This window comes from Acrocarpospora sp. B8E8 (genome assembly GCF_039871605.1).
Taxonomy (GTDB): domain Bacteria; phylum Actinomycetota; class Actinomycetes; order Streptosporangiales; family Streptosporangiaceae; genus Acrocarpospora; species Acrocarpospora macrocephala.
Genome location: NZ_JBDPLV010000001.1, coordinates 407,101 through 426,042, shown reverse-complemented (window position 1 = coordinate 426,042; position 18,942 = coordinate 407,101). Strand labels below are relative to the sequence as shown.

Here is an 18,942-nt window from a genome sequence, read left to right as displayed (position 1 = left end):
CTGACCTGCGCAAACCCCGGAAACCGGCATGGAGGCCCGTATGGCTACCGTCATCGCCCTGCTAGTCCTCTGCCTACCCGTCGTCACCCTCGGTTACATCGGCTTCTGTTACGCCTCCCCGTGGGGCACCTGCCGCCGCTGCTCCACCGCCCGTAAGCGCCGCACCTGCCGCGCCTGCGACGGCACCGGTATGCGCCCGCGCATCGGCTGGCAGCTCTACGTCTACCTACGCCGCCTGCACCGCGACGGCACCCGCTAACCACTCGGCCCCGACAGCCCTCCAGAAGCCGTCTCGGTCTGAGGATTTGTCAAGACATCAGGACATAGATCAAAAGCGCTCTCCGGCGCTCTCAGGCCGTCCTAGGCCGCTTCCGCCGTGTCATCCCGTTCTGAAAAGAAGGAAGGCCGCCATGTCCGGCGAGACCACGATCACCGTCATCGGCAACCTGACCGCCGACCCCGAACTCCGCTTCACCAGCGGCGGCAACGCCGTCGCCTCCTTCACCGTCGCCAGCACCGCCCGCACCTACAACAAGCGAGTCGAGAAGTGGGAGGACGGCGACGCCCTGTTCCTGCGGTGCAGCGCATGGCGCGAACTGGGAGAGAACGTGTGCGAGTCCCTGACCCGGGGCGCTCGCGTCATCGTCTCCGGACGGCTGCGCATGCGCACCTACGACACCAGCGAAGGCGACAAGCGGACCGTCTACGAGCTGACCGTGGACGAGATCGGCCCGTCCCTGCGCTTCGCCACCGCCAAACCCCAGAAGGCCACCCGCACCGCGCACAACGGCCACGCGAGCGGACCCGCCGACCCCTGGGCCAGCACCGCCCCCGGGGGCGACGAGCCGCCGTTCTAGGCCACCCAGCGCACGAAGCGGAACGCGGCCTCGGCAGCAAGCCGCCAAGCACAACCGCCGAGGCCGCCCGCCCCGCTCCCGATCACAAGAGGAAGGCATCACCAGCATGCCAGCCACCCACACCCCCGACCAGGCCGTCACCTACCAGGGCGCCCACTACCTGCTGCACGACGGGCGGATCGTCTTGGACTGGCTCGAACGCCGCCCTGTCCTGCATCACCGCAAGGGTTGTCCGCTGTGCTGCGCCGTGCGGGTCGGAGCGCTGCGCCGCCATCCCGGCGACTGCGGAAACTGCGGACCCCGCTACACCGGATCCCGGCCCGACCCCTGCGATTACTGCGGCAAGACCGCCCATCTGCATGATGACGACGGCCGTCCCGTCCACAAGGCATGCCTAGAGCAGGTCATCACCGCCCAAGCCCTACATGACGCGAGTCTTCCCGCGCTCACCCTCGATGGCTGGAGGGACGCGGCATGACCCGCCGAACGGAACGGCTCCCTCCGGTCAGCCCATCCCCCCATTGGACGCCTTCACCGGCACCCCGCGAAGGGAAGGCGTCCAATGGGGGGCTGGCTGGCCAGGTGTGCGAGTCCTGCGGTTCGCCGCACTGCGCCATTGAAGGCCACCGCGCCGACCGCGATCTAGACGCCCTGATCACCTACTACCGCTGTGACGACTGCGGCGCCGTCTTCAACGTGTGGACATGAAGGGATGCCGCATGACCACCCTGACCCGCTACGCTCTGGCCGCCGCCGCCCGTGGCTGGCACGTCTTCCCGCTCACGCCGCACGGCAAGATGCCCCTGCGCGGCTTCACCGACTGGGAGCAGCACGCCACCGCCGACCCTGGCCGTATCGCCGCGTTCTGGCCGCACGCGCCGTACAACATCGGCGTAGCCTGCGGCCCGTCCCGGCTGGTCGTGATCGACCTCGACATGCCCAAGCCCGGAGAGCAGCCGCCCGCCGAGGCCATCAAGCACGGCGCGACCTGCGGTGAGCAGGTCTTCCGCCATCTGTGTGCCCAGCACGGTCAGCCCTACCCTGGCGACACCCTGACAGTGCGCACCCGGCGTGGTGGCCTGCATCTGTACTACGCCGCCCCGCCCGGCCGACGCCTGCGCAATTCGGCCGGCAAAACGGGCGGCCTCGGCTGGCTGATCGACACCCGCGCCAGCGGCGGCTATGTGGTCGGTCCCGGCAGCTACGTCAACCAGCGCGACGGCACCGGTCCGTATGAGATCACCCGCGACGCGCCACCCGCGCTACTGCCCGGCTGGTTGGCCGAAGCGCTCACCCCCAAGCCGCCGCCCTCGGCCAGCACCGCCGATCTCCTGGCCGCCCTGCCCGGCCACCGGCTGAGCAGGTACGGCGAGGCCGCCCTACGCGCCGAGGCCGACCGCGTGGCCACCGCCCGGCGCGGCGCCCGGAACCGCACCCTCAACACCGCCGCGTTCAACCTCGGCCAGCTGGTCGCGCGTGGCGCGCTGCCCGCCGACCTGGTGAGCGCCGCACTCCAGAACGCCGCCGAGGCAGCCAACACCGATGGAGACCCCAACCCGCCCCGCGAGATCGCCGCCGTCATCGCCTGCGGCCTCAAAGCAGGCATGACCGCTCCACCGCGCCGCAAGGCCGTATGAGCAGCATCAACCAGGGAGCCCACCATGACCCACCGCCCGGACAACGGCGCTGACCTGCTTGACCAGCTCCGCGCCGCCCTCACCCGCTACGTCATCCTGCCCACCGCCGAAAGCGCCGACGCTGTCACGCTGTGGATCGCCGCCACCCACGCTCAACCCGCATGGGCACACGCGCCGCGCCTGGTCATCCGAGGACCGGAAAAGCGGTGCGGCAAGTCCCGGCTGCTGGACATCGTGGAAGCCACCTGCCACGAGCCGTTCATCACCGTCAACTCCTCAAGCGCCGCCGTCTACCGATCCATCACCGAGGACCCGCCCACCATGCTCGTGGACGAAGCTGACACCATCTTCGGCCCGAAAGCGGACGGCAACGAAGACCTTCGCGGCCTCCTGAATGCCGGGCACCAGCGCAACCGGCCCGCCAAACGCTACGACGCTGCTACCAACCGCGTGGAGAGCATCCCGACCTTCGCCATGGCGGCGCTAGCCGGTATCGGCGCGATGCCCGACACCATCGAAGACCGCGCCGTCGTCATCCACATGCGCCGCCGCGCCCCCGGCGAGAATGCCGCACCCTACCGACACCGCCGCGACCGGCAACCCCTCCGCCAGACACTGGCCACGCGCTTAGAGCAGTGGCTACGCGCCGACCTGCCCACCCTGGAGCAGGCAGAACCCGCCATGCCCGTGGAAGACCGCGCCGCCGACACCTGGGAACCCCTGGTCATCGTCGCCGACTACGCAGGCCACAGCTGGCCCGACCGCGCCCGCGCCGCCGCCCTGGCCCTGACCGCCGAGGCCGACGACAACGACCACACCTCGGCACGTGTCCGCCTGCTGGCCTCCTGCCGCACCGCGTTCGCCACCGACACCGCCCTGCCCACCGCCCTACTCCTGGAACGCCTCAAGGCCGACCCCGAAGGCGAATGGAACGAGCACGGACCGGCCGGACTCACCGCCATGAGACTCGGCGCGATGCTCCGCGAATACGGCATCCGCCCCGTCATGATCCGCTTCGCCAACGGTCCCGCCCGGGGGTACCACCGTGGCGACTTCACCGACGCATGGGGGCGCTACTGCCCGACCGTCGAACCCGTCCCCGAGGCCGCAATCCTGACCATGGGCGGGGGAACCCGTAACAGCCGTAATAGCCGTAACACCGCAGGTCAGCCCGCGACGGCTTCCGACCCTGTTACGGCTTAAGCCGTAACACCCAACCAAGCCGTACGGCGCTGAGCTGCGGAAATGAAGCTGTTACGGCTGTTACGGCTACCCCCCTCAAAACGCGCCAAGACGCCTCGGCGGCAAGCCGCCAAGCACAACCGCCGAGGCTTCCCCCCTCCCGATCATGGAAGGAACCTGGAAGGCCATGCACGCCTCCAATGCAAAGCTCACGCTCGCTGAGGTCTGCGCAGAACTACGAATCTCCCGTTCCACCTTCTATGAATGGCGCGCCAAGCGGTGCGCGCCACCTTGCATCAAACTTCCCAATGGCAATCTTCTCGTCCGCCGTAGCGACCTTGACCGGTGGCTGGAATCCCGAGAGGACATGGCCGCCTGATGAGCGATACCACGTTCCGTGTCCGGATCTACAAGACAGAGAAGCGCAAGAACGTCAAAGGCGTAATCACGTCGTACCGCGTTCTCTGGAAGGTAGGTGACGAAATCTGGAAAGAGAGTTTCAGTAAGGCAGCTCTGGCCGACGCATTCCGTTCCAAGCTGGTCACTGCCGCCAGTGAGGGCGAGGCGTTCAGCGTTAGCTCTGGCCGCCCCGTCTCTTGGCATCGGGAAGAATCCTCGGTGAGCTGGTACGCCTTTACGCTCTCTTATGCAGACGTCAAATGGCCGTACGCCTCTCCAAACCATCGGCGAGGAATCGCCGAAACTCTGACTGACGCCACAGAAGCGCTCATGACGTCCGAGAAGGATGCCCCACCGAGGGAGGTACGACGCGCCGCCCTCCGCTGGTCCTACAGCACGCGGATCCGAGACCAGAAAGAGCCGCCTCCTGAGCTACGGGAAACGATTCGCTGGTTGGAGCAGCACACCACGCCGCTTCTCGCGCTCTGCGAGCCCGGGAAGGGTGCCACGCTGACCCGTGCGCTACTCGATCGGGTGAGCCGCATCAAAACCGGTGAGCTGGCTGCGGCGAACACAGCGAATCGCAAGCGCGCGATCCTCAACAACGCAATGGAGTATGCACGCGAGATCAGCGCCCTTCCGGCGAATCCTCTCAAGAGTGTGAAGTGGACCAAGCCCCGGAAGCTAGCAAGCGTTGACCCTCGTACGGTCATCAACATCGAGCAGGCGAGACGGTTCTTCACAACGGTTCGCAAGAACGGTAAGCGCGGTGAGCGAATGGAAGCGTTCTTCGCATGTATGTACTTCGCTGCTCTACGTCCCGAAGAGGTCATAGACCTTCGAAAGGAACACCTGGTGAGCCTGCCTGACGATGGATGGGGAGAAATGCGGCTTACCAACGCTGAACCGCGTGCCGGAAGTCGCTGGACCAATAGCGGTAAGCCTCGCGAGAGGCGCGCCCTTAAACATCGCGCGGATGGCGAGACACGCCCTGTTCCGATTCATCCGGATCTGGTGTCTCTGCTTCGCGGACACCTAAAGGAGTTCGGCACCGGCCCGGAAGGTCGCGTGTTCGTCGGCCCCCGAGGCGGACAGATGACCGACCGCGCCTACCTCAAGGTGTTCCACGAGGCCAGAGCCGAAGCATTCACCCCCGAGGAAGCCTCATCACCACTCATGGACGTCCCCTACGCGCTGCGGCATGCCGCCGTGTCCACGTGGCTCAATGCCGGGGTTCCCGCGCCTCAGGTCGCTGCGTGGGCAGGGCACAGCGTAGACGTCCTGCTGCGTGTCTACGCCAAGTGCATCTACGGCCAGGAGGCGGACGCCATGCGCCGGATCTGGGACGCTACCCGCCCTTGATCGTGGGAACGCATTGGGAACGGCTACCCGTAGAAGGCCGACGCTAGCCGGACACAGCCGGACAGACGAGAACGGCCCTTGACCGGCGTACGTGCTGGTCAAGGGCCTTTTCTGCTGTTGGTGGCAGGTCCAGGATTCGAACCTGGGTAGGCTGAGCCGACGGATTTACAGTCCGCTCCCTTTGGCCGCTCGGGCAACCTGCCTTGTCTTCCGCTTGCGCGGTGACAGGTAGAAGAATAGCGGACTTCGCGGGTGCTCGTGACACCCGGTTTGCAGGCGGTGGGCGGGGTGGGTGGTGGGGGGAAATGAGGGAGGATGGGGGTTGTGATCAGGTGGGCCAAGGTGGGGGATCTTGCGGGGCTGGTGGGGGTGGAGTTGGCCGCGGATGGGATGTTCGCGGAGGTGGGGATTACGTTTCCGGCGGGGACGACCATGATCGAAGGGTGTACGGAGCCGGGGCGGGTGATTGTGGCGGGGCGGCCGGCGGTGGGGTTCGCGCTGGTGGGGTGGGTTGATGGGGTGGTGCATCTCGATCAGCTGGCGGTGCGTCCTGAGGATGGGGGGCGCGGGATTGGGGGCGCGCTGCTGCAGGCGGTGTGCGAGCATGCGGCGGCGGTGTCGGATGCGGTGACCTTGACGACGTTTCGGGATGTGCCGTGGAATGCGCCGTGGTACGCGCGGCGGGGCTTTGCCGTACTGGAGGCGGAGCGGTGGGGGCCCGAGATGGCGAGGCTGGTGGCGTATGAGCGGGAGTCGGGGATTGCGGTTGAGCCGCGTGTGGTCATGCGCAGGGACGTGTGAGCTCGCGGCTACTAAGGTCGGAATCGAACGAGGAGAGGATACGGACAGCGATGGCCGATAGCAGTTTTGACGTGGTGTCGGAGATCGACCGGCAGGAGGTCGATAACGCCTTGAACCAGACGGTCAAGGAGGTCGGGCATCGGTTTGACTTCAAGGGGACCGGGGCGACCATTTCCTGGTCGGGGCAGAAGGGGATCGAGATCAAGGCGAACAGCGAGGAGCGCGCCAACGCGGTTCTCGATGTGTTCAAGGAGAAGCTCGTGAAGCGCGGGCTTTCGCTCAAGGTGCTCGACGCCGAGGAGCCGAAGCTGTCCGGTAAGGAGTATCGGATGGCCGTGGCGCTCAAGGAGGGCATCGACCAGGAGAACGCCAAGAAGATCTCCAAGCTCATCCGGGATGAGGGGCCGAAGGGCGTGAAGGCGCAGATCCAGGGCGAGGAGCTCCGGGTCAGTTCGAAGAAGAAGGACGAGTTGCAGGAGGTCATCGCCCTGCTCAAGGGCAAGGATCTCGACATCGCGCTCCAGTTCAAGAACTACCGCTGACGAGACGGCGTTTCTGTTCTCGTTCCACGGGCGATTTCCGAGGCACACGGTCGACCACGCGTCTTCCCTGTGCCTCGGCCCATGTCTGGGCGCTGTTCGCGGTTCGGCATGTTGAGGAAGGCAGGCGCGGGTGGCCGCGTACTAGGCCGGCGAGGGCGGGAATGACACCTTCTTCACGAGCACCGCACCGGGCGTCAGCACCATCGCCTTCATCGGCGGCGCCAGCGACAACGACCATGCGCTGATGGACCGAGCGACGGTCAACTGCGAGACCGTCAGCTGAGAAACATCCGAAAACTGGGCCGGGATTCAATCCCGGGCCCGGTTTTCGTTTCTGACGAATTCATCGTTGTGCGAGAAGTTCACCGAGACGGTCATGAGCCCGGGAAGCGCGTGACTTCACTGTTCCGATCGGTACGCGGAGCTGGTCGGCGACTTCCTGCTGGGTCAGACCTTCGAAGTACATGAGCTCGACCACCCGCCGGTGATCCGGTTCAAGATTTTGTACGGCATGCCGCACAGAATCCAAAACATCGCTATCGGTAGCCGGTTCAGGGATGGTGTCCAGAAGTTCGACGGTGGCCGGATGGCGGCTGACCCGCCGGTGCACGCTGAACGCGCAGCGCCGGACGATCTGGTACAGCCAGGGAGCGATTTCGCGATCGCTGTCGAAGCTTGACGCGTTCCGCCACGCGCGGAGCAGCGCGTCCTGGACCGCCTCTTCGGCCAGATGCGCGTCCCCGAGCAGGGTCAGAGCGGTACGGAACAGGGCGGGCCGGTAACGGGCCCCGATCTCAGCGAACGCGGCTTCGTCACCTGCGCGGAAACGCTCCAGCATGCCGCGCCGGCAGTACGAGGGACGACCTGGCAGGCCATGTCGGGATTCGGTTGACGTGTTCACAGGACGAGCCTGGTCGATCCCGGTTTCACCGGCCTGTCGGATCGAGTTCGTCACGCGTACCCAACATCCGTTATCAATTCGTTGTGCAACCTTTGGGCGCGCGGTCGCATCTACTTCAAGTAACGAAAGGAAATGACGATGAAAAGACTGGCGATTCTGGCGGTCGCGGCGGCATCCGTCGTTGTGGCGTATCCAGCGCAGGCGCAGGATACGGACGCTACCGCTCGATATGCGGTGCTGAAAAGCTGCCCGAAAAAGGATTACCGGGTGCCGTGCGGCCCGTGGACGATAACGCGACGCGATGGCAAGCAGTTCGTGCTGGCGGACGCGCAGGTTTTCCAGGTCGAAGCGAACGGCAAAACCTCCACGGAGGTATCGCTGCCGATCACCCTGAGCGGTGACGGGCAACGGGTCGCGTACTTCCGCAAGTCCGACCGGCGACTCGTGGTCCGCGACCTGACCACGGACAAGGTGTTCACGCTCCCCAGCAAGGTCGCCCAGGTACCCAAAGGGCTCACCATGGGCGATATTGGAACGTTCTTATCCAAGGATGGGACGCTCCTGGCCGTCGACTACCTCGGTGACACCGCCAGGCGGCCGTCCTGGATCGTCGAAGTGGAAACCGGCACGGTCAGCACGGTCAAGGGCAACGCCTCGGTCGAGTCCATCAGCCCGGGCGGGAAATACGTCCTCGCCTCCGAGTACACGAACGAGAACACCCTCAAGTACATCGCGTACGACACGACGGGCAACGTGGCGAACAGCCAGGTCGTCCCGCAGGTGGTCTCGAACAATTCACCGGTCACGCTGGCCGACGACGGCGCCACGGTGGCCGTGATCGTGAACAGCGCCACCGGCAAGAAGTATCTGCGCACCTACGACCTAGCTCTCGACACGGTCGGCGAGCGGATCGAGGTGGCGATTCCGAAGACGGAGTCGGTGCAGCGGGTGCTGTGGGACACCAGTGATCGGCTTTCGGTCTGGACGTTCCATGACACGGAGAGCTACACCGCCACCCTGACGACATCGTGGCACCTGGACGCCGGCACCGGCGAGACGAAGAAGACCGACTCGTTCAAGATCAAGTCCAAGGTTTGGGACTACCGGCTGCCAGGAGGATGAGCCGGGTTATCGTCACCATATGGGCAAGATCTATGAGGAACTGACAGACCGGTTGCGGGAGTTCATCGCCTCACAGCCGGTCTACTTCGTCGCGACCGCCCCAGAATCCGGCGGGCACGTCAACGTCTCCCCCAAGGGATACGCGGACACGTTCGCCGTCCTCGACCAGACCACAGTCGCCTATCTCGATCTCGACGGCAGCGGCGTAGAGACGATCGCCCACATCCGCGACAACAGCCGCATCACCGTCATGTTCTGCGCGTTCTCCGGCAAACCCAACATCGTCCGCCTGTACGGCACCGGCACGGTCGTCACCCCGGAAGATCCGCGATTCGCCCAGCTGATCGGCAAGTTCGGGCCGCACCCGGGAGTTCGCTCGATCATCGTGGTCGCCTGCGATCGCATCACCGATTCGTGCGGTTTCTCCGTCCCCTTCATGACGTTCGAGAAGGATCGTACGCTCCTCGATGAGTGGGCAGGCCGCAAGGACGTGCAAGAACGCCGCGCCTATCGGGCCAAGAACAACCGCGAGAGCATCGACGGGCTGCCCGCCCTGCGCCCCGACGAGACGGACCCGGCCCATCAGCACTCCTGACGGGAACTCGCTCAGGCCGGGCGGCCCGCCATACGTTCCAGGCGGGCGACGCGTTCTGTGGTCGGCGGGTGTGTGGCGAAGCACGAGCCAGCGCCGAATGGGCTGGCGATCATCATGTGACCGGCCGAGATGATCTGGGCGTTTCGCGGGAGCGGGAGATGCCGAGTGCCTGCGTCGATCTTGCGAAGGGCGCTCGCCAGGGATGCGGGGTCGCCGGTCAGGCGGGCCGCGGCCTCGTCGGCGGCGAACTCGCGGGAGCGGGCGACGGCCAGTCGGATCATGGTGGCGGCGACCGGGCCGAGGGTCAGCAGGATCAGGGTGCCGAGCAGGCCGGGGGGTTCGTCGCCGTCGTCGGTGAAGCCGAAGAGCACGCCGATGTAGCCGAAATAGGTGATCATCGTGGCCAGCGCGCCCGCGATCGAGCTGAGCAGGATGTCGCGGTTGTAGACGTGCGAGAGTTCGTGCGCGATCACGCCGCGCAGTTCCCGTTCGTCCAGGAGGGTGATCAGGCCGCGGGTGACGCAGATGGCGGCATTGCGAGGGTTGCGACCGGTCGCGAAGGCGTTCGGCTGGTTGGTCGGGGAGAGGTACAGGCGGGGCATCGGGCGGCGGGCGTCATACGAGAGTTCGCGGACAATGCCGTACAACTCTGGCTGTTCTACCTCGCCGACGGGGCGGGCGCGCAGGGCGGCGAGGGCGATGCGGTCCGAGCAGAAGAACGCCACGCCACCGGCTCCGAGCGCGATCAGCAGCGCGATCCGCACCCCGGTGCCGCCGCCGATCCAGGCCCCCACCGCCAGCATCAAACCGGACAGAACCCCCAGAAGCACCGCCGTACGCACACCGTTGTGACGCACGCCCTCCTCCTCCCGGTCAGCCCGAAGAAGCGGAGCGACCCGCGCCCGCCTACCGTCCAACGCGCGCGGTCCGGTCGAACGTTCCCGGAAACGGGGGTCAGGCGAGGGTGCCGAGCACCAGCTGGGGCACCACCGAGAAGGCGACCGTGAGCAGCAACGCCGCGCCGATGGCGATGATCACGGGAGTCCGCCCGCGCTCTTCTGTCACGGTACGGCTCTCGCCTGCCGGAGCCGGAGTGAACAGCCGGGCTGTCCACGCCAGGTAGTAGTAGAGCCCGATCACGGTGTTGACCGCCATGACGATCGCCAGCCAGCCGAGGCCGCCCGCGACGATCTCGCGGAACACGACGACCTTGGCGAACAGGCCCGCGAGGCCTGGAGGGAGCCCGGCCAGGCAGATCAGGGCGAAAGCGAGGGAGATCGCGGCCCCGGGGCTGCGATAGGCGAGCCCTCGGTAGTCGTCGAGCTGGTTTCGCGCGTGCCTGCGGGAGATCAGCATGACCACGGCGAACGCCAGCAGGTTCATGGCCGCGTAGAACACCAGGTAGGCGATCGAGGCGTTCACGGCCCAGGGCATGCCGACATCGCCGGATAGCTCGATGGCCTGCGATTTCGAGATGACGGACGCACCGGATCCGGTCGCGGCGGGTGCGGCCTCCGGGTTGCTGATGACGGCGGCGGGTCCGGTCATGGCGTTCATCAGGGCGACGACGTCCATGTGGACCGCGAGCGGTGCCAGGATGTAGCCCGATTGCGCGACCGACGACCAGGCGAGCATGCGCACCGCGTGGCGTTGCCGGAGCGCGAGGACGTTGCCGACCGTCATGGTGAGCGCGGCGATGATCGCGACGAGGGGTGTCCAGGTGGCGGCCTCGCTGAACAGGGCACGGCTGAGGACCAGGATCAATCCGGCGAAGCCCGCCGCCTTCGAGATCACCGACAGCAGTGCGGCCACCGGCACCGGCGCGCCTTCGTAGACGTCGCCCGCCCAGAAGTGGAACGGCACCGCCGCGACTTTGAACGCGAACCCGGCGACGACGAGCACGACGCCTACGGTCACGACGGCGGAGCCGTTGTGGAGCACGGCACCGGTGGATTCCGCCTGCTGGACCAGCATGGCCGAGCCGCCGTAGAAGGTGGAACTATACGAGTATGTCGGTCGCAGGGCTGCGGCCAGGCGGTCCAGATGCACCGCACCGGTCATGCCGTAGAGCAGCGAAACCCCGAACAGCATGACCGCGGTCGACACCACGGAGACCACGAAAAGCTTCAACGACGCTTCGGAGGCCCGGCCGTCGTATCGTCGCAGCGCCGTCAACGCGAACACCGGGAGCGACACCAGTTCCAGGGCGACGACCAGCATGACCAGGTCCCGCGCGGCGGGCAGCAGCACCGCGCCAGTCAGCGTCGCCAGCAGCAGAAAGTACCACTCCCCCACCGGAATCCGCCCACCGGCCAGCTCCGCCATCGACAGCAGCACGACGACGGCGCCCGCCACCAGGGTCAGCCCGGCGAAGATCTCCGTGAACGAATCCATCACGAACGAACACGACGCGGCGTCCCCTGGCACGCAGAACGTCCGCAACTCATCCCCGTGTACGGCTTGCGCCACCACCACCCCGAGCGCCGCCAGCACCCCCACCAGCGAAACCAGCCCGAGGACGGTACGCGACACTCCGGCCCGGTTGGGCAGGAAGACATCGAGAACGAGCACCAACCCCGAGGTCAACGCGAGAATCAACGGCGCGGCGATCGCCCAGTAGTCGATGGACTGAATCATCCCGCCCCCTCCGTTCCTCGCCGGTCCGGGAAGCCCAGTGAGCCTGCGCGGATCATGGGGCTCCTAGCAGGGAGACGGGGTCGATAAGCAATGCCGACGATCCCTCCGTCCTTAGCCGTCCCGGGGAGCCCAGTGAGCCCTGCGCGGATCATGGCGCCCCCAGCAGGGATTGGACGACAGGGTTGGTGAGCCCGAGCAATGCCGACGGCCAGAGCCCGAAAAGCACGGTCAACACAACCAGCGGAACCCACGCAGCCAATTCGGACGGCATGACGTCGGCTGTTCTGAGGAGGAGGGGGTCTTCGGCTGTTGCTGTTTCGGTGGCTGCGGGCTCGGCTAGGCCGGGGATTCCTTCTGTTGTTTCGCCGGGGGGTGTGGTGAGGGGGTCGCCGGGGTGGCCGTGGGTTATGCGGGACAGCATGAGGAGGAAGTAGGCGGCGGTGAGGACTGCGCCTAGGCCGCCGATGGTCATGAAGACGAGGAAGAGGGGGCGGGACAGGATGGCTGCGGGTTGGAATGCGCCTTGTAGGGCGAGCATTTCTCCCCAGAAGCCGGCTAGGCCGGGGAGGCCGAGGGAGGCGATGCAGGCGAAGGTGAGTAGGGAGCCGACGTAGGGGAGGCGGCCGAGCATTCCGCCGCCCAGGCGGGTCATGTCGGCGGTTCCGTAGCGTTCCTTGATGGCTCCGGCGATGAAGAAGAGGAGGCCGGTGATGAGGCCGTGGGCGACATTTCCGAAAAGGGCGGCGTTGATGCCTACGGGGGTGAGGGTGGCGAAGCCGAGCAGGATGAAGCCCATGTGGCCGACGGAGGAGTAGGCGATCATTCGTTTCAGGTCTTGCTGGGCCAGGCAGGCGAGTGCGCCGTACACGATGCCGACGACGGCGAAGGCGCCGAGCCAGGGGGCGATGGTTGCGGCGCCCTCGGGGAGAATAGGGATCGCGATTCGGGCGAAGCCGTAGGTGCCCATTTTGAGCAGGACGCCTGCTAGGAGGACTGAACCCACGGTGGGGGCTTCGGTGTGGGCGTCGGGGAGCCAGGTGTGCAGTGGCCACATGGGGGTCTTCACCGCGAGGCCGAGACCGATGGCGATGAATGCGATGATTTGCGTCGCTCGTGACATCGGATGGGATTGCGCGAGAGCGACCATGTCCAGGGTGCCGGTTTGGGACCAGATCAGGAGCAGTCCCAGGAGGAGTACGGCGGAGCCGAGCAAGGTGTAGAGGATGAACTTGATCGCTGCGGCGCGTCGCTGTGTGCCGCCCCAGATCGCGATCACGAAGTACATCGGGATCAGTACGACCTCGAAGAACACGAAGAACAGCAGGAGATCGAGCGCGACGAATGTGCCGATCATGCCGAATTCGAGGACCAGCAAGGTGAAGACGAGCGCTCTTGGCCGGAGTGCCTCAAGCCGGATCCCGCCTTGTGAGGATCGCCCTGCGAGGTAACCGAAACATAGGAAACTCAGCAAGGCGGTCAGAGCGATCAAAGGTAGGGAAATGCCGTCGAGTCCCAGATGGAAGCGGAGATCCAGGCCTGGGATCCATGGCACATCGGTCTCGAACTGCATGCGCTCCGGTGCGGAGTAGTCGAACCCTGCCAGCAAGACGACCGCCACCGCCAGCGTGGCTCCGGACACGGCCAAGCCATATCCCCGAGGAACACGCCCGGCAAAAGCCGGAGCCATCAGCCCGGCGGCCCCGACCAGCGGCAACGCCACCAGCACGACCAAAAGCCATCCAGAACTGCTCATTCAGATATCACCGCCCCGAGAAGCCCCCGAGGCCGGACATAGCAAATGTTTGCGGGGGTTCTCCCACCCACCCAGCCCTTTGTTTTCCCTCGGGCTCCGCCCGGCCCCGTCATCGCCGTGGTTGCCGGACAAATTGGCAGTCGCGGGATCGTGGTTCTCCCACCCACCCACCCTTTGTTTCTCCCCGGGCTCCGCCCGGCCCCGCCATCACCGTGGTCTCCCGCGAAAACGCCAAAACCACCACACGATGGCTCCCCCACCCACCCGCGTCGATCGCCCACGAGCCGCCCCAACGCTTGCCGGATTCTCCGATCCACCGGCCCTTCGGGGCGCTCAGCCATCGGATACGCCGCAGAACGGCACGCGTTCGGCCCTTTGGGACGCTCGTGCTCAGCCGCCTCAACGAAAACTCGATCTACAACCAGACGTTGAACCGGACGAAATTCGTCAGCCCTCATCCCAGCACCACCGCCCCCACGGCGATCAATAGGACTCCCGCCAGCAAGCCCGTCACATACAACTGGGCGTTACCGTTCTGGCTGAGCCTGGCGAGGGAAGACAGGCCAATTGTGAGCCGACCAGAGCCACGAACCGCCCCATCCACCACATGTGTATCGGTCCGGACAACGCCACGAGCCAGCGCCAGCGTTGGGCGGGCGATCAGCGCCGCATAGACGCGATCCACGTAAAAGGCCTGTTCACAAGGGCCACGGAACGGCCCGAGCAGGCGGGCGGGATCTGAGTGGGGAGCTCCACGCCAGGTCGTATAGACGATTCCCGCGCCGAGGAGGGCGACGAGCAGGCTGATCGCGGCCGACGGCCAGTCGATGTCGGCGACGCCGATGAAGCCCAGCAGGAGGGCGGGGATCGCGAGTAGCACGAGTGGCCACACCATCGTGCGGGGCGCTTCGCGGCCGTCGAAGACGTGGGCGGTGCCGGGGGTGGGTTCCGCGAGGGCATGGACGTGTTCTTCGCCGAAGAAGGTGCGCAGCCAGGCCCGGATCGCGTACGCCCCGGTGACGCCGACGGTGATCAACGCGGAGCCGTACAGGAAGAGGCGGATCGGGCTGGTGGAATGTTCGATGGCGAGGATGACGGCGTCTTTGCTGAAGAAACCGCTGGTGGGAGGGAGGCCCATCAACGCGGCGAAACCGATGGTCATCGTCCAGAAGGTGATTGGCATGGCGTGGCGGAGGCCGCCCATGTGGCTCAGCAGGTTGGAGCCGACATGGTGGATGACGGCGCCGGCGCAGAGGAACAGCAGGGCTTTGAAGGCGCCGTGGCTGATCAGATGGAAAATGGCGGCGTCGGGTGAGCCTGCGGAGAGCGCGGCGGCCATGTATGCCAGTTGGCTGATCGTCGAATAGGCCAGGACACGTTTGAGATCGTCCTGAGCGAGCGCGGCGAGAGCGGCGCCGAGCATGCCGATGGCGGCCAGCACGCCGAGAACGTCCAGGGTGGGTTGCGGGAAGACGGGGAACAGCCGGGCGACGATGAAGATCCCGGCGGCGACCATGGTGGCCGCGTGGATGAGCGCGCTGATCGGGGTCGGACCGGCCATCGCGTCGGGCAGCCAGGTGTGCAACGGCACCTGCGCGCTCTTCCCGGCGACACCGCCGAGCAGCAACATCGTCGCCAGGACCAGCGTTCCCGTCGGGATGTCGGCGGCGATCACGTCATCGATCCGGAAGCTGCCTGCCGCGAAACCTAGGGTAAATATCCCGAAAAGGAAGGCCACATCACCCAGCCGGGTGACGAGGAACGCCTTCACCGCCGCGCGGGAGTTCGCGCGATCTTCCCACCAGTGCCCGATTAACAGGTACGAGCACAACCCCATGATCTCCCAGCCGACATACAGCACCAGAAGATCGGCGGCGAACACCACGAGCAGCATCGCACTGGTGAACAAGCTGATAAACGCACTGTACGAAGGAAAGCGCGAATCGCCCCGGAGATACCCCACCGAGTAGACCTGCACCGCCGTCGCCACCACGGTCACGAGGATGGCAGTCAGCACCGACAATCCATCGACCTGGAGCCCCACCGAGATCGGGATCGCTCCGGTATCGATCACGCTCAACGTGCCCTCGGCCGACCCCGGCAGAAACTCGGCCCAGAACACATCAGCGGACCCACCCGCACCGGACACCTGCCAGGCCAGCCACACCGTCAAAACCAGCGCCCCAGCCGCCGGACCCACCGCGAACCAGCCAGCCCGCCGATTGGCCCGAGCGTTGTTCTCCTCAGTACGGCTCCCGCCCCGCGGCCACCGCGACCCCAACAACCCCGCCACCGCCCCGACAAAGGGCAACAGCACAATGAGCGCGGCGGCAACGATCATCCCCCGACACCTCCGGAAGCAGCCTCCGAGATCACTCCGACGCCTCCATCCGAGCGCAAACGACCAGGCCGCCCCACCACCCGACCAGCGGCAGGGCACCGATCCCGACCGCGAGACACAACAGCCTCCGCGATCACCCCCACGCCTCCGTCTGAGCGCAAACGACCATGTCGTCCCACCAGCTGGCAAACGCGACGACACCGATCCAGACCAGATACAACAGCCTCTGCGATCACCCCCACGTCCACATCTGAGCGCAAACGTCTACGCCATCCCCGGCCAGCGCTAGGACACCAATTCCGACCGCGAGACACAACAGCCTCCGCGATCACCCCCACGCCTCCGTCTGGGTGCAAACGACTATGCCGCCGCGCCACCTGGCAAACATGAGGGTGCGAATCCCGACCGCCCGACACAGCAGCCACCGCGTCTGGGCGCGCACGACCAAGCCGCCACGCCACCCCGCAAACGCGAAGGCACCGATCACCAGATACAACAGCCTTCGTGATCACTCCGGACCACCTCCGGTCGTGACCTTCGTCGCCACCGGTTGCGCTCCATTAGGGCTGGGTGGGTCGGATAGTTCGGTGGGCTCGGACAGTTCGCGTAGGCGGTCCAGGTCGATGCTCTGGCGGTTCCGATAGACGGCCAGGACGATCGCCAGGCCGATGCCCACCTCGGCTGCGGCGATCACGATCACAAACAGGGTGAGCACCTGACCGCCGTGCAACTGATCCCGCAACCAGACATCGAACGCGACCAAGTTGAGGTTGACCGCGTTCAGCATCAACTCCACCGACATCAGAACAAGGATGGTGTTGCGCCGGGCGAGCACGCCGTACACGCCGATCGAAAAAAGGAGGGCGGCCACGACGGCGGGATAGACGACGTGCATGGTCAGCCCACCGCCTGGGGGTCGGGTTCGCGGGTCATTCGCGGCCCTTGATGTCGGTTCGGGAGATCACGATGGCACCGATCAGAGCGGCGAGGAGCAGGACCGACAGGGCCTCGAACGGGAGCACCCAGATGCGGAAGATGCTGCCGCCGAGGGATTCGGCCGAGCCGGTGCCGGGCTCCAACGGCGTATACGCCGTGCGGAAACCGTCAATGACGACCGTAACCAGGACAGCGGCGGTCGCGATGGCGACGATGGCCGCGATGACGCGGTTACCTGAGTTGAGGTCGGCGGTGCGGCCGATGGGGGCGCGGGTGAGCATGATGCCGAACAGCATGAGCACGACGACCGCGCCCACGTAGATGAGGACCTGGACCCACGCGACGAACTCCGCGGTCAGGACCAGGTAGGTGCCCGCGAGGGCGCCGAAGCAGGCGACCAGCCAGAGGGCGGCGTGCACAAGTTGGCGAGTGGTGACGACGAGCAGGGCCGAGCCGACCGCGACCACGCTGAGCAGCAGGAAGACGATTTCCTGTGCCGTCGGTGGCCAGAAGGCGGGGGTCACGCATCCCCCTCGGACGAGGGGCGTTTCGGGAGGGCGCCCGGGGGGCGGATGGATCTGGCGGACGGGCGGGGAGCGGACTCCGCGGCCAGTTCCTTGGGGGGTTCCGCGCCGAGTTCGTGGGCGGGTGGGGGTGGAACGCGGGTCGCCCAGGTGGCCAGCCGGTCCTTCTCGTGAAGGAGGTCCCTGATGTCGTGTTCGGCGTATTCGAAGTCGGGCGCCCAGAAGAGGGCGTCGAAGGGGCACGCTTCGATGCAGATGCCGCAGTACATGCAGAGCGAGAAGTCGATCGCGAAACGGTCGAGCACGTTCCGCTGGCGGGGGCGGCCGCCTTCGGGAGCGGGGATGGTTTCCTTGTGGGAGTCGATGTAGATGCACCAGTCGGGGCACTCCCGCGCGCACAGCATGCACGAGGTGCAGTTCTCCTCGACCAGAGCGATCACCCCGCGGCTGCGCGGCGGCAACTCCGGCTGCACCTCTGGATACTGCTGCGTCACCGATCTGCGCAGCATGTGTCGCAGGGTGACAGCCAGCCCCTTCGCCAGCCCTTTACCTGGTATGCGCGCCACGATTCAACATCATGACGCACTATTGCCGCCCCGGGAAGTTAGGGGGCGCGTGCTTCGCCGACCAGGATGCTCGGAGGGGTTTCCCGCGTATTGTTCACATATGGACCACCCGCCGCGGTCGACCGCGGGCAGCTTTCTGTGGGCGTTCGCGCCCCTGGTGACCTTCGGGTTCGCGACTCCGTTCACGCTGGGGTACGCGGCTGCGAAGCGGCGGAGCTGGTGGCTTGGGGTGGCCGCGGTGGTGTACGCGGCGGGGATGGCGGCGTGGTTGGCCATCGCGAACTCCCACGAGAATCGGGTGCCGGGGATCCCAGCGGCGATCATGGTGATCGGATTGTTCGGAAGCTGGATCGGGGGAACGCTCCACTCGCTCCTGATCCGCGCCACGGTCTTCGAGACGCGCCCGGTCCAGCGGACCCCGAACGAGCAAGCGCTTGAGCATGCACGATACCGGCGCCAGCTCCGCCAGGAGGCACGTGAGCTGGTCAAACGCGATCCGAAACTGGCCAAGGAACTCCACGTCGGACGGCCCGATCTCCCCCGCCAGTACGACGACGGCGGCCTGATCGACTTCAATCACGCACCCGCGCGCGTAATCGGGACCGTTCCCGGAATGACCCCGGATCTCGTCGATCGAGTACTCAACGCCCGCCACGAATCCGGACTTTTCACCTCAGCCGAGGAGCTGTCGGTCACCCTCGACCTCCCGGTCTACCTCAACGACGAACTCGACGAGTACAGCGTCTACCTGCCGTAAGTCCCCGAGATACTGGAATAACCGAATATT

The 18,942-nt window shown here is 66.1% G+C and carries 20 protein-coding genes and 1 tRNA gene; 12 read left to right on the top strand and 9 right to left on the bottom strand.

Annotated elements, in window-relative coordinates; translation table 11 throughout:
• The first annotated feature begins 40 nt into the window (after nt 1-40).
• The 7 genes from ABGB08_RS02010 (at nt 41) to ABGB08_RS01980 (ending at nt 5,437) form a co-directional block, all read left to right on the top strand.
• Entirely contained in the window at nt 41-259 is a 219-nt protein-coding gene (locus ABGB08_RS02010; RefSeq protein WP_347585506.1) for a hypothetical protein, read from the top strand.
• 151 nt (nt 260-410) lie between these two features.
• Nucleotides 411-857, top strand: a complete 447-nt coding sequence (locus ABGB08_RS02005) for a single-stranded DNA-binding protein (RefSeq protein ID WP_347585504.1) — start codon at nt 411-413, stop codon at nt 855-857.
• Nucleotides 858-963: 106 nt separating this feature from the next.
• On the top strand, nt 964-1,335 hold the full coding sequence (locus ABGB08_RS02000; protein WP_347585502.1) for a hypothetical protein: 372 nt from the start codon (nt 964-966) through the stop codon (nt 1,333-1,335).
• 241 nt (nt 1,336-1,576) lie between these two features.
• The gene (locus ABGB08_RS01995) at nt 1,577-2,494 is read left to right on the top strand and encodes a bifunctional DNA primase/polymerase (protein WP_347585500.1); all 918 of its coding nucleotides are present in this window, start codon (nt 1,577-1,579) and stop codon (nt 2,492-2,494) included.
• A gap of 24 nt (nt 2,495-2,518) precedes the next feature.
• Nucleotides 2,519-3,697 carry a DUF3631 domain-containing protein gene (locus ABGB08_RS01990; RefSeq protein WP_347585498.1) on the top strand — a complete coding sequence of 393 codons (1,179 nt, stop codon included), beginning with the start codon at nt 2,519-2,521 and terminating at the stop codon, nt 3,695-3,697.
• A gap of 145 nt (nt 3,698-3,842) precedes the next feature.
• Complete coding sequence (locus ABGB08_RS01985; RefSeq protein ID WP_347585496.1) at nt 3,843-4,055, top strand: helix-turn-helix domain-containing protein; 213 nt, start codon at nt 3,843-3,845, stop codon at nt 4,053-4,055.
• The gene (locus ABGB08_RS01980; RefSeq protein WP_347585494.1) at nt 4,055-5,437 is read left to right on the top strand and encodes a tyrosine-type recombinase/integrase; all 1,383 of its coding nucleotides are present in this window, start codon (nt 4,055-4,057) and stop codon (nt 5,435-5,437) included. The genes ABGB08_RS01985 and ABGB08_RS01980 overlap by 1 nt, the downstream gene beginning before the upstream one ends.
• A gap of 118 nt (nt 5,438-5,555) precedes the next feature.
• On the opposite strand, the gene ABGB08_RS01975 is transcribed toward ABGB08_RS01980, so the two are convergent.
• A tRNA-Tyr gene (locus ABGB08_RS01975) sits at nt 5,556-5,640 on the bottom strand.
• A gap of 112 nt (nt 5,641-5,752) precedes the next feature.
• Here ABGB08_RS01975 and ABGB08_RS01970 point away from each other — a divergent pair.
• The gene (locus ABGB08_RS01970) at nt 5,753-6,238 is read left to right on the top strand and encodes a GNAT family N-acetyltransferase (RefSeq protein ID WP_347585492.1); all 486 of its coding nucleotides are present in this window, start codon (nt 5,753-5,755) and stop codon (nt 6,236-6,238) included.
• A gap of 50 nt (nt 6,239-6,288) precedes the next feature.
• The gene (locus ABGB08_RS01965) at nt 6,289-6,780 is read left to right on the top strand and encodes a YajQ family cyclic di-GMP-binding protein (protein ID WP_347585490.1); all 492 of its coding nucleotides are present in this window, start codon (nt 6,289-6,291) and stop codon (nt 6,778-6,780) included.
• 343 nt (nt 6,781-7,123) lie between these two features.
• Here ABGB08_RS01965 and ABGB08_RS01960 read toward each other — a convergent pair whose 3' ends face one another.
• Nucleotides 7,124-8,089, bottom strand: a complete 966-nt coding sequence (locus ABGB08_RS01960; RefSeq protein ID WP_347585488.1) for an RNA polymerase sigma factor — start codon at nt 8,087-8,089, stop codon at nt 7,124-7,126.
• A gap of 36 nt (nt 8,090-8,125) precedes the next feature.
• On the opposite strand from ABGB08_RS01960, the gene ABGB08_RS01955 reads away from it, so the two are divergent.
• The gene (locus ABGB08_RS01955) at nt 8,126-8,803 is read left to right on the top strand and encodes a hypothetical protein (protein WP_347585486.1); all 678 of its coding nucleotides are present in this window, start codon (nt 8,126-8,128) and stop codon (nt 8,801-8,803) included.
• Nucleotides 8,804-8,822: 19 nt separating this feature from the next.
• Nucleotides 8,823-9,398, top strand: coding sequence for a pyridoxamine 5'-phosphate oxidase family protein (locus ABGB08_RS01950; RefSeq protein ID WP_155353725.1), 576 nt, complete (start codon nt 8,823-8,825; stop codon nt 9,396-9,398).
• 11 nt (nt 9,399-9,409) lie between these two features.
• Here the strand turns inward: ABGB08_RS01950 and ABGB08_RS01945 are convergent, their stop codons facing one another.
• The 7 genes from ABGB08_RS01945 to ABGB08_RS01915 all read right to left on the bottom strand — a co-directional run bounded on the left by ABGB08_RS01945 (nt 9,410) and on the right by ABGB08_RS01915 (nt 18,098).
• The gene (locus tag ABGB08_RS01945; protein ID WP_347585485.1) at nt 9,410-10,255 is read right to left on the bottom strand and encodes a M48 family metalloprotease; all 846 of its coding nucleotides are present in this window, start codon (nt 10,253-10,255) and stop codon (nt 9,410-9,412) included.
• Between the two features lie 97 nt (nt 10,256-10,352).
• A complete protein-coding gene (locus ABGB08_RS01940; RefSeq protein ID WP_347585484.1) occupies nt 10,353-12,035 on the bottom strand; it encodes an NADH-quinone oxidoreductase subunit N in 1,683 nt (560 codons plus the stop codon).
• A gap of 148 nt (nt 12,036-12,183) precedes the next feature.
• Nucleotides 12,184-13,788 (bottom strand): NADH-quinone oxidoreductase subunit M, encoded by a 1,605-nt coding sequence (locus ABGB08_RS01935; protein WP_347585483.1) that lies wholly within the window; start codon nt 13,786-13,788, stop codon nt 12,184-12,186.
• Between the two features lie 454 nt (nt 13,789-14,242).
• Nucleotides 14,243-16,129 carry an NADH-quinone oxidoreductase subunit L gene (locus ABGB08_RS01930; protein WP_347585482.1) on the bottom strand — a complete coding sequence of 629 codons (1,887 nt, stop codon included), beginning with the start codon at nt 16,127-16,129 and terminating at the stop codon, nt 14,243-14,245.
• Nucleotides 16,130-16,637: 508 nt separating this feature from the next.
• On the bottom strand, nt 16,638-17,024 hold the full coding sequence (gene nuoK, locus ABGB08_RS01925) for an NADH-quinone oxidoreductase subunit NuoK (protein WP_347585481.1): 387 nt from the start codon (nt 17,022-17,024) through the stop codon (nt 16,638-16,640).
• A gap of 34 nt (nt 17,025-17,058) precedes the next feature.
• A complete protein-coding gene (locus tag ABGB08_RS01920) occupies nt 17,059-17,589 on the bottom strand; it encodes an NADH-quinone oxidoreductase subunit J (RefSeq protein WP_347585480.1) in 531 nt (176 codons plus the stop codon).
• On the bottom strand, nt 17,586-18,098 hold the full coding sequence (locus tag ABGB08_RS01915; RefSeq protein WP_155353731.1) for an NADH-quinone oxidoreductase subunit I: 513 nt from the start codon (nt 18,096-18,098) through the stop codon (nt 17,586-17,588). The genes ABGB08_RS01920 and ABGB08_RS01915 overlap by 4 nt, the downstream gene beginning before the upstream one ends.
• 157 nt (nt 18,099-18,255) lie before the next feature.
• Between ABGB08_RS01915 and ABGB08_RS01910 the strand changes: the two genes are divergently transcribed.
• Nucleotides 18,256-18,912 carry a helix-hairpin-helix domain-containing protein gene (locus ABGB08_RS01910; RefSeq protein ID WP_347585479.1) on the top strand — a complete coding sequence of 219 codons (657 nt, stop codon included), beginning with the start codon at nt 18,256-18,258 and terminating at the stop codon, nt 18,910-18,912.
• The last annotated feature ends 30 nt before the right edge of the window (nt 18,913-18,942 follow it).

Bases quoted from the DNA above. Each gene is read 5' to 3' on its own strand.
- ABGB08_RS01935 (WP_347585483.1), bottom strand. From the start codon at position 13,788: ATGAGCAGTTCTGGATGGCTTTTGGTCGTGCTGGTGGCGTTGCCGCTG.
- ABGB08_RS01990 (WP_347585498.1), top strand. From the start codon at position 2,519: ATGACCCACCGCCCGGACAACGGCGCTGACCTGCTTGACCAGCTCCGC.
- ABGB08_RS01915 (WP_155353731.1), bottom strand. From the start codon at position 18,098: ATGCTGCGCAGATCGGTGACGCAGCAGTATCCAGAGGTGCAGCCGGAG.
- ABGB08_RS01910 (WP_347585479.1), top strand. From the start codon at position 18,256: ATGGACCACCCGCCGCGGTCGACCGCGGGCAGCTTTCTGTGGGCGTTC.
- ABGB08_RS01985 (WP_347585496.1), top strand. From the start codon at position 3,843: ATGGAAGGAACCTGGAAGGCCATGCACGCCTCCAATGCAAAGCTCACG.
- ABGB08_RS01965 (WP_347585490.1), top strand. From the start codon at position 6,289: ATGGCCGATAGCAGTTTTGACGTGGTGTCGGAGATCGACCGGCAGGAG.
- ABGB08_RS02010 (WP_347585506.1), top strand. From the start codon at position 41: ATGGCTACCGTCATCGCCCTGCTAGTCCTCTGCCTACCCGTCGTCACC.
- ABGB08_RS01970 (WP_347585492.1), top strand. From the start codon at position 5,753: ATGGGGGTTGTGATCAGGTGGGCCAAGGTGGGGGATCTTGCGGGGCTG.
- ABGB08_RS01995 (WP_347585500.1), top strand. From the start codon at position 1,577: ATGACCACCCTGACCCGCTACGCTCTGGCCGCCGCCGCCCGTGGCTGG.
- ABGB08_RS01950 (WP_155353725.1), top strand. From the start codon at position 8,823: ATGGGCAAGATCTATGAGGAACTGACAGACCGGTTGCGGGAGTTCATC.
- ABGB08_RS02005 (WP_347585504.1), top strand. From the start codon at position 411: ATGTCCGGCGAGACCACGATCACCGTCATCGGCAACCTGACCGCCGAC.
- ABGB08_RS02000 (WP_347585502.1), top strand. From the start codon at position 964: ATGCCAGCCACCCACACCCCCGACCAGGCCGTCACCTACCAGGGCGCC.
- nuoK (WP_347585481.1), bottom strand. From the start codon at position 17,024: ATGCACGTCGTCTATCCCGCCGTCGTGGCCGCCCTCCTTTTTTCGATC.
- ABGB08_RS01980 (WP_347585494.1), top strand. From the start codon at position 4,055: ATGAGCGATACCACGTTCCGTGTCCGGATCTACAAGACAGAGAAGCGC.
- ABGB08_RS01940 (WP_347585484.1), bottom strand. From the start codon at position 12,035: ATGATTCAGTCCATCGACTACTGGGCGATCGCCGCGCCGTTGATTCTC.
- ABGB08_RS01930 (WP_347585482.1), bottom strand. From the start codon at position 16,129: ATGATCGTTGCCGCCGCGCTCATTGTGCTGTTGCCCTTTGTCGGGGCG.